This is a genomic window from Azospirillum isscasi (genome assembly GCF_030849505.1).
Classification (GTDB): Bacteria; Pseudomonadota; Alphaproteobacteria; order Azospirillales; family Azospirillaceae; genus Azospirillum; species Azospirillum isscasi.
This window is the reverse complement of the sequence record NZ_JAUJFI010000206.1, coordinates 1-8395: the sequence shown is the minus strand read 5'-3', so window position 1 is coordinate 8395 and position 8395 is coordinate 1. Positions and strand designations below refer to the sequence as shown.

The window sequence follows — 8395 nt, the reverse complement described above, 5'->3', positions numbered from 1 at the left end:
CCGGCGGCCAGCGCGGCCCAGGCGCGGCGGCGCGACACCGCCGGGTCGGCCAGCCCCGCCGGCAGCGACGCCACCAGCACGGTCAGCAGGCTGAGTCCGTAGATGCCGATCAGCGAGACGCCCTGCAGCACCGGGAGAAGGCCCGTCCAGCCATAGCCGATGAGGCTCCACGGGAAGCCGGTGAAGACATGGCCGCGCAGCCATTCGAACAGCGCCCAGGAGGCGGCGAACAGCACCGCCCTCCCCAATCCCCTGGCCTTCAGCACCCAGACCAGCAGGGTGGCGAAGCCGGAGAACATCGCCAGCAGGATCGGCAGCCCCGCCGCCGACAGCGGCAGCGCCCACCAGAACCGCCCGATGTCGGTGAACAGCGCCGCGCTGATCCAGTAGAGGCCGAGCAGGTGGTGGGCGAAGCCGAAGAACCAGCCCACCGCGAAGGCCTGCCGCTTCGTCCGCGCCCCGTCGAGCAGCCAGAGCAGCCCCGGAAAGGCGATCAGCAGCAGCGGCACCGCGCCGGCCGGCGGCAGGGCGAGCGTCGCCAGCCCGCCGAATCCCGCCGCCGCCGCCAGCCGCCGCCAGCCGGTCAGCCCGGCCAGACGCACGGACAGGCGGCCCAGCCGGGCCGGGGTGGTCAGGGTGTCGGTGGCGGCCAAGGATCGGAACTCCGGATGCGGGGAGAGTCGCGCTGGTCTGGACAGGGAGTCACCACGAAGACACGAAGGCACGAAGAGTTTCACAAAGAAGCCCCCGCCCCGCCCGTGGTTGTGCGACTGCGGTAAAGCCTCTTTGTGCCGTCTTTGTGTCCTTCGTGCCTTCGTGGTGAAAAAACCTGCCGTGGTGAAAAAACCTGCGGAGCCTTACCCGACCTCGGCCAGGGCGGAGTTTTCGGCGGGCGCGGTGCGCACGCGCAGGCGCCGGATGCGGCGGGGGTCGGCCTCGACGATCTCGAACTCCAGGCCGGAGGGATGGGTCAGCATCTCCCCGCGGCCCGGCACCCGCCCGGCCAGCGACACGACGAGGCCGCCGAGCGTGTCGATGTCCTCGCGCTCCTCCTCGGTCAGGAAGGCGCCGACACGCTCCTCGAAATCCTCGATGGAGACGCGGGCGTCGGCGATGATGGAGCCGTCGGGGCGCTCCACGAAGTGAGGGGTCGCCTCCTCGTCGTGCTCGTCCTCGATCTCGCCGACGATCTCCTCGACCAGATCCTCGATGGTGACGAGGCCGTCGATGCCGCCGAACTCGTCCACCACCAGCGCCATGTGCTGGCGCTTCTGGCGCATCTGCACCAGCAGATCCACCACCGGCATGCTGGGCGCGACGATGCTGAGATCGCGCACGATGTCCTTCAGCTCGACCGGGGTCCGGTTGGCCATCGCCACCAGCACGTCCTTGATGTGGACCATGCCCACGACGTCGTCGAGCGTTTCACGGAAAACCGGCAGGCGGGAATGGGCTTCCTCCGCCATGCGCTGGACCAGGGCGGGGAACGGCGTGTCCACCTCCACCGCCACGATGTCGGCGCGGGGCACCATCACGTCGGCGACGGCCCGGTCGCGGAGCTTCAGGATGTTGGCGAGCAAGGCGCGCTCGCCCGCTCCCAGCGATCCTTCGCCGCCCTCGCCGTTGTCCTGCTCCTCGATCAGGTCTTCGATCGTGGAGCGCAGGGTGGCGTCGTCGCGCCCCCCGAGAACGGTCCTCATCCACCCGCGGAACAGGTGGCCCAAGGATTGTTGATCGTCGGCCCCGTCTTCACGGGGCGTTCGACTGTCGGAAATTTCGCTCATCGGTCCGGTGGTTGTTCGTCCAGGTTCGACTCTCCGGGCGGAGAGCGCGTGGCGGCGTACGGATCGGCGATGCCGAGGGTCGCGAGCACGTCGGTTTCGAGCTGCTCCATCTCCTCGGCCTCGTCATCCGTCTCGTGATCATACCCGAGCAGATGCAGAACGCCATGCACCACAAGGTGGGTCATATGGTCCGAAGGGGTTTTTCCCTGCTCGGCGGCTTCGCGGGCGACGGTCTCCCAGGCCAGGATGACGTCGCCCAGCATGACCGGCACGTCCTCGCCCAGTTCGGGCTCCTCCGCCTCGGTCAGGGCGAAGGACAGCACGTTGGTCGGCTTGTCCTTGCCGCGGTATTCGCGGTTCAGCCGGTGCACCAGCGCATCGTCGGCCAGCACGACGGACAGTTCCGCCGGGCCTTCCTCCTCGTCGTAGATGACGGCGAGCGCGGCCAGCGCCGCGCGTTCGCACAGCCATTCGGCGTTTTCCGCCCAATCGCCCGCTTCACGTGAAACGACGACGTCCACGGCCATCACGGTGCCCTCTCCCCATCCGGCGCGGTCCGCCGGGGGGCGGGCTTGCGCTGGCTCTCGGCGCGGTCGCCCTCGGCACGGTCATAAGCGCGGATGATGCGGGCGACCAGCGGGTGGCGCACCACGTCGGCGTCGGTGAAATGAACGAAGCGGATGCCGTCCACCCCGTCCAGGATGTCCAGCGCCTCGCGCAGGCCGGATTTCGTGCCGGCGGGAAGGTCGGTCTGGGAGATGTCGCCGGTGACCGCCATGCGGCCCCCCTCGCCCAGACGGGTGAGGAACATCTTCATCTGCATGGGCGTGGTGTTCTGCGCCTCGTCCAGGATGACGAAGGCGTTGGCCAGCGTGCGCCCGCGCATGAAGGCGAGCGGCGCGATCTCGATCTCGCCGGACTCCAGCCGCTTCTTCACCTGCTCCGCCGGCAGCATGTCGTGCAGCGCGTCGTAGAGCGGGCGCAGATAGGGGTCCACCTTCTCCTTCAGGTCGCCGGGCAGGAAGCCCAGCCGCTCCCCCGCCTCCACGGCGGGCCGCGACAGGATGATGCGGTCCACCTGGCCGGTGGTCAGCAGCGCCACCGCCTGGGCCACGGCGAGGTAGGTCTTGCCGGTGCCGGCGGGGCCGAGCCCGAAGACCATCTCGCTTTCCGAGAGCGCCTGGAGATAGGCCGCCTGCATGGGGGAGCGCGGGGTGATGGCGCCCTTGCGGCGGGTGCGCACCGCGACCTCGCCGCGGCTGAGGGTCGCCAGATTCTGGTCGCGCACCGCGCCGACGACGCCGGTCGCCATGCGGACGGCGGCGTCCACCTCGCCGGTGCCGACGGTCATGCCGCGCTTCAACCGCTCATAGAGGGCGTCGATGGCCGAACGGGCGGATTCCGCCGATTCCGCCGGACCGGCGATGGTCAGCGTGTTGCCGCGGGAGATCAGGGAGACGCCCAGCTGGTTCTCGATGCGGGCGAGGTGGCGGTCATGCTCCCCGTACAGCATCGGCAGAAGCCGGTTGTCGTCGAAGTTCAGGTCGATACGCTGATCGGGGCGCGGGTCGGGCAAGCCGTTCAAACACTCGCCTCCACGGGTTGCGTGCCGGTGACGGAGCTGCGGTATTCGCCGGTCGCCACGCGGCCGGCCAGGCTGTTCGGATGGGCGGCGGCGATGCGCACCTCCACGATGCGGCCCAGCAGCCGCTCGTTTGCCTCGGCGTGCACCGATTGCAGATAGGGGCTCTTGCCCAGGAGCTGGCCGGCGCGCTTGCCCGCGCGGTCGAACAGGACCGGCACGGTGCGCCCGACGAAGCTCTGGTTGAAAGCCTGCTGCTGCGCGTTCAGCAATTGCTGGAGCGCGGCCAGACGGGCGTCCTTCACGTCCTCCGGCACCTGGGCGTGCTCCAGGGCCGCCGGGGTGCCGGGGCGCGGGCTGTATTTGAAGGAATAGGCCTGGGCATAGCCGACATCGGTGACGAGGCGCAGCGTCTCCGCGAAGTCCGCGTCGCTTTCGCCGGGGAAGCCGACGATGAAGTCGCCCGACAGCGCCAGATCCGGCTTGGCGGCGCGCAGCCGGTCGACGATGCGGCGGTAGTCGTCCGCCGTGTGCTTGCGGTTCATCGCCGCCAGCACGCGGTCGGAGCCCGCCTGCACCGGCAGATGCAGGTAGGGCATGAGCTGCGGCACCTCGGCATGGGCGCGGATGAGGTCGTCCTCCATGTCGCGCGGGTGCGAGGTGGTGTAGCGGATGCGCTCCAGCCCGTCGATGTCCGCCAGTTCGCGGACCAGACGGCCCAGGCCCCAGGTGGTGCCGTCCGGCCCCTCCCCGTGCCAGGCGTTGACGTTCTGGCCCAGCAGGTTGATTTCCCGCGTGCCGCCGGCGACGAGGCGCTTCGCCTCCGCCAGGATCTGGGTGCCGGAGCGCGAGAACTCGGCGCCGCGGGTGTAGGGCACCACGCAGAAGGTGCAGAACTTGTCGCAGCCCTCCTGCACCGCCAGGAAGGCGGAGACGCCCTGCCCGGCGCTCTCGTCCGGCAGGAAGTCGAACTTGGACTCCACGGGGAAGTCGGTGTTCAGCACGCTGCCCACCTTGCGGCTGGCCTTCGCGACCATCTCCGGCAGGGTGTGATAGGTCTGCGGCCCGAACACCATGTCCACATAGGGGGCGCGGGCGACGATCTCCTCGCCCTCGGCCTGGGCGACGCAGCCGGCCACGGCGACGATCATGCGGCCATCGCCGGCGGCGGCCTTGACGTCCTTGAGCTGGCGCAGGCGGCCCAGTTCCGAGAACACCTTCTCGGACGCCTTCTCGCGGATGTGGCAGGTGTTGAGGATCACCATGTCGGCGCCGTCCGGCTCGTCCACCGGCCGGTAGCCCAGGGGTGCCAGGACATCCGCCATGCGGGCGGAGTCGTAGACGTTCATCTGGCAGCCCCAGGTCTTGATGAAGAGCTTCTTACTCAACGATCCCTTCCACACCACGCTGCGATCCGGACCGACCGCGATCTTGACCAATACGAAAAGGCGCGCCCAATACAAAAAAGCGCGCTGGGACGGCGCCGGTCCGAACGGCGCAATCCGGCGCGCGACCCGCCGCGTCGCGGCATCGCTTCCAACCGATATGGTAGCACGACTGCGGGAAAACGAGTCAATCGTGCCCGCAAGAGGCGTTTCCATTTCGCAGGGCGGAATGTTTCCGTCACGGGACGGACGGCGGGCGCGGCTTTCCGGACACCGCGCGCTCCACGCCCTGCGCGACGGCGCGCTGGCAATGGTCGGCCAGCGCCTTGCGGCTGGAGAAGCCTTCGATGGTCACGGGGGGATGGAACTCCACCTCCACCGTCATCCGGCCCAGCGTGAACACCGTCCACAGATGCGGGGCGAGATCCATGTCGCCGTACCATGCGTAATAAGGGCGGAAGGCGAGCCCCATCGGGATGCCGTCCAGCCGCGTCGGCGTGATGCTGACCGGCTGCACGGTCAGCGGCCGGTCCCCGATGCGCCGGGCGGCCACCGCGAACAGCGCCGTCTTGAAGGGAAGCGTGCGGTTGCCGTCGCTGGAGGTGCCTTCGGGGAACAGGATCAGGCTGTCGCCGGCGTCCAGCCGGGCGCCCAGATGGTCGCGCTGCTTCTCCACCCCGGCCCGGGCCTTGCGCTCCACGAAGACGGTCTGCTGGAGCTTGGCCAGCGCCCCGAAGAAGGGCCAGCCGGCCACCTCGCTCTTCGCCACGAAGGACCCGGGAATGACCGAGCCCAGCACCGTGATGTCGAGGTAGGAGGAGTGGTTGGAGACGAACAGCACCGGCCCGTCCGCGGCGCGCCGGCCGCGCACCACGATGCCGATGCCCAGGATGGCGGCGCAGACGCGGTGGTAGACCCGCGGTATCCGGAAGCGCAGCGGCGAGCGCAGGGCGACCGCCGCCCCCTGCACCGGGATCAGCAGAAGCGTCCACAGCAGATAGAGGGTCAGGCGCAGGGCACCGCGCACCGGCGATCCCAAAGCGCGTGCCCCGGTTGCATCCACCGCCGTCATGCCAAGCGTCTCCTGATGCGGTTGGGGATCACGCGATCTGGGCGTCTCGGCTGCGCCGCTCGTAATGCTTGGAATATTTGTTGGTGATCAGGTCCGTCTTCACCACGATCGAGACGTCGGTGGTGTTGAACTGGTGGTCGATCACCGCGCCGTCGCCGATGAAACCGCCCAGCCGCAGGTAACCCTTGATCAGCGGCGGCAGGACGGTCAGCGCGCGCTTCGGCTCGATGCGGTCGCGGGGCATCAGATCCATGCCGACGTAGCGTTCCGGCAGCGCCACGGGGCGCAGCTCCTCCGGGGCCAGATGGAAGTGATGGAGGTAGGCGAGCGGCTCGGCCATCGCCACCGGGTCGGTGCCCGGCAGGCTGGCGCAGCCGAACATCACCGCGATGTCGTGGTGGAAGACATAGGCCGCGATGCCGCGCCACAGCAACTGCATGCTGCTGCCGCGCGTGCGGTAGGCCGCGTCCACGCAGGACCGCCCCAGCTCCAGGATCTCCCCCGGATAGCTGACCAGCCGCCCGATGTCGTATTCGTCGCTGGAATAGAAGCGCCCGGCCTTCGCCGCCGCCGGACGGCGGATCAGCCGGTAGGTGCCGACCACGGATTCCGGACCGTCGCCGCGGGCGTGGTCGATGACCAGCAGATGGTCGCAGATGGTGTCGAAATCGTCGAAGTCGCGATGCCGCGCGGCCATCTCCGGCGACGGCACCGCCGACATCTCCTCATAGAAGACGCGGTAGCGCAATGCCTGCGCCCAGTCGATCTCGGCGGCGCTTTCGGCCAGCCGCACTTCGAGGGAGCCCATGCGCAGATCCGAAGAGCTGCCCTGGTCCGTGCCTGTATCAGCCATGCTCGACGCTTCGCTGGCGTTGTTCGGGTCGCGGCAACCGACGGTTCTCCATCCGGAGCCCAGTCGGGCACGGGACAGGGATAACACGAATGGCCGGTTGCCGGTCAACCGCGACGTGACAAACTTTCCCCGGACAAGCCCAGCCTCCGGGCAGGCCCAGAGGTCCGGCCCCAACGAACGGGGTCGGCGGCAGGGTGGGAAAGTAAAGATCTCGCGGAAGGGAAGAAAAGATCAAAGCCGGGCGGCGGGGTTCCGGGGCGGACCGGACCGAACGGCGGCGGTCCGCCGGACACCAACGCACAAGCCCAATGGACCTTAGGCCGCGCCGCGGCGGGCCCGGGTGCCGAGACCGATCTGCTTGGCCAGCGAGCTGCGCTGGCGAGCATAGTTCGGCGCGACCATCGGATAATCCGCCGGCAAACCCCAGCGGTCGCGGTATTCCTCCGGCGACATGTTGTAGGCCGTCTTCAAATGGCGCTTCAGCATCTTCAGCTTCTTGCCGTCCTCCAGGCACACGATGTAGTCGGGTGTGACGGACTTCTTGATGGGCACCGCGGGCTGCGGACGCTCCTCCGTCGCGACCGGCTCGGTCCCGACATTCGCGAGAGACTTGTACACCTGCTCAATCAGCGTCGGAAGATCGCCGAGAGCGACTGTATTGTTCGAGACATGCGCCGCCACGATCTCCGTGGTCAGAGACAACAGCGCGTTGGAAGGGTTCCCATTGCTCATGTAAGCTTGCTCCGCGGCTTGGCGTTCCTCTCCATATAAAGAGGTTTGTGGCCGCGCGCAATATCCATCCTTTGCTCTTAAAGAGGAAGCAGTGTACGAAAAAAAATCTCCGGATTTGTTTTTGGACATCACCAGCGAGGTGTGTCCGTTAACCTTCGTCAAGACCAAGTTGTCGGTGGAGCGCATGGCCGCGGGGCAGACGCTTGAAGTCCGGCTGAACGCTGGCGAACCCTTGGAGAATGTGCCCCGATCCTTGATCGAACTGGGTCACTCCATTCTTGCCGTGACGCCCGAAAATCCGGATGAGCCGGAGGGGGTTCACCGCCTTTGGATTCAGAAAGGTTAATATTTATTCGTCGGTGTACAAATACCGCATCACCACGGCGGCAACCCTTCCGTCCCCCCTGCGGTAGTATCCCGGACGACGGCCCACGGGACAGAAGCCACAGGATTTATACAGGGATTGTGCCATACCATTGTCTTCGGCGACTTCCAGGAACAGCGCGGTGGCGCCCAGGGCCCGCGCCCCGTCCAGCGCCGCCGCGACCAGCCGCCGCCCGGTGCCCTGCCCCCGCGCGTCCGGGCGGACGCCGACGGCGATGATCTCCCCGTCCTCCGCCGCGACCCGCGCCAGAAGGAAACCGACCGGGTCGCCCGCTCCGCCGTCCTCCTTCCCGCCGTCCCGCAAGGCCAGCACGGAAAAGAAGCCGGGCTGGCCGATCAGGCCGGCGATGGACTCGCCGCCCCAGGGGTCCTCCGGAAAGCAGCCCTGCTGCAGGACCGCGAGCACCGGCACGTCGGCGAGGCCGGCGGCCTGAAGGCGGACGGGCGGGGACGTTTCGGAAAGGGGGACCGCCGTCATGCCGTCTTCCGCGGCAGGGAGACGTCGGGCGGGCGCAGGTAGAAGGGCTGGGCCGGCAGCCCGGCCTCCCGCGCGGCGCCGAGCGCGGCGACCACGGCGGCGTCGGGCGTGCCCGGCCCGGCGGC

General features: G+C 68.5%; 9 protein-coding genes and 1 pseudogene. 1 reads left to right on the top strand and 9 read right to left on the bottom strand.

Annotated features, from left to right (window positions below; translation table 11 throughout):
• The 8 genes and pseudogenes from QSG27_RS25875 to QSG27_RS25840 form a co-directional block, all read right to left on the bottom strand.
• A pseudogene (locus tag QSG27_RS25875) lies at positions 1-653 on the bottom strand (apolipoprotein N-acyltransferase); the annotation flags it as partial.
• 204 nt (positions 654-857) lie between these two features.
• Entirely contained in the window at positions 858-1784 is a 927-nt protein-coding gene (locus QSG27_RS25870) for a hemolysin family protein (RefSeq protein ID WP_306711261.1), read from the bottom strand.
• Positions 1781-2311 carry an rRNA maturation RNase YbeY gene (ybeY, locus tag QSG27_RS25865; protein ID WP_306711259.1) on the bottom strand — a complete coding sequence of 177 codons (531 nt, stop codon included), beginning with the start codon at positions 2309-2311 and terminating at the stop codon, positions 1781-1783. The genes QSG27_RS25870 and ybeY overlap by 4 nt, the downstream gene beginning before the upstream one ends.
• Positions 2311-3369, bottom strand: coding sequence for a PhoH family protein (locus tag QSG27_RS25860; protein WP_407653272.1), 1059 nt, complete (start codon positions 3367-3369; stop codon positions 2311-2313). Before QSG27_RS25860 ends, ybeY begins: the two co-directional genes overlap by 1 nt.
• Entirely contained in the window at positions 3366-4754 is a 1389-nt protein-coding gene (gene miaB / locus QSG27_RS25855) for a tRNA (N6-isopentenyl adenosine(37)-C2)-methylthiotransferase MiaB (RefSeq protein ID WP_306711256.1), read from the bottom strand. Before miaB ends, QSG27_RS25860 begins: the two co-directional genes overlap by 4 nt.
• Positions 4755-4989: 235 nt before the next feature.
• A complete protein-coding gene (locus QSG27_RS25850; protein WP_306711254.1) occupies positions 4990-5823 on the bottom strand; it encodes a lysophospholipid acyltransferase family protein in 834 nt (277 codons plus the stop codon).
• Positions 5824-5851: 28 nt separating this feature from the next.
• Positions 5852-6676 carry a GNAT family N-acetyltransferase gene (locus QSG27_RS25845; protein ID WP_306711253.1) on the bottom strand — a complete coding sequence of 275 codons (825 nt, stop codon included), beginning with the start codon at positions 6674-6676 and terminating at the stop codon, positions 5852-5854.
• A 315-nt stretch (positions 6677-6991) separates the two neighbouring features.
• The gene (locus tag QSG27_RS25840) at positions 6992-7408 is read right to left on the bottom strand and encodes a MucR family transcriptional regulator (RefSeq protein WP_306711251.1); all 417 of its coding nucleotides are present in this window, start codon (positions 7406-7408) and stop codon (positions 6992-6994) included.
• 91 nt (positions 7409-7499) lie between these two features.
• On the opposite strand from QSG27_RS25840, the gene QSG27_RS25835 reads away from it, so the two are divergent.
• Positions 7500-7754: a sulfurtransferase TusA family protein gene (locus QSG27_RS25835; RefSeq protein ID WP_183177533.1), complete on the top strand. Its 255-nt coding sequence runs from the start codon at positions 7500-7502 to the stop codon at positions 7752-7754.
• A 3-nt stretch (positions 7755-7757) separates the two neighbouring features.
• Here the strand turns inward: QSG27_RS25835 and QSG27_RS25830 are convergent, their stop codons facing one another.
• Positions 7758-8270: a GNAT family N-acetyltransferase gene (locus QSG27_RS25830; RefSeq protein WP_306711249.1), complete on the bottom strand. Its 513-nt coding sequence runs from the start codon at positions 8268-8270 to the stop codon at positions 7758-7760.
• Between the last annotated feature and the right edge of the window lie 125 nt (positions 8271-8395).

Bases quoted from the DNA above. Each gene is read 5' to 3' on its own strand.
- QSG27_RS25870 (WP_306711261.1), bottom strand. From the start codon at position 1,784: ATGAGCGAAATTTCCGACAGTCGAACGCCCCGTGAAGACGGGGCCGAC.
- ybeY (WP_306711259.1), bottom strand. From the start codon at position 2,311: ATGGCCGTGGACGTCGTCGTTTCACGTGAAGCGGGCGATTGGGCGGAA.
- QSG27_RS25850 (WP_306711254.1), bottom strand. From the start codon at position 5,823: ATGACGGCGGTGGATGCAACCGGGGCACGCGCTTTGGGATCGCCGGTG.
- QSG27_RS25845 (WP_306711253.1), bottom strand. From the start codon at position 6,676: ATGGCTGATACAGGCACGGACCAGGGCAGCTCTTCGGATCTGCGCATG.
- QSG27_RS25840 (WP_306711251.1), bottom strand. From the start codon at position 7,408: ATGAGCAATGGGAACCCTTCCAACGCGCTGTTGTCTCTGACCACGGAG.
- QSG27_RS25830 (WP_306711249.1), bottom strand. From the start codon at position 8,270: ATGACGGCGGTCCCCCTTTCCGAAACGTCCCCGCCCGTCCGCCTTCAG.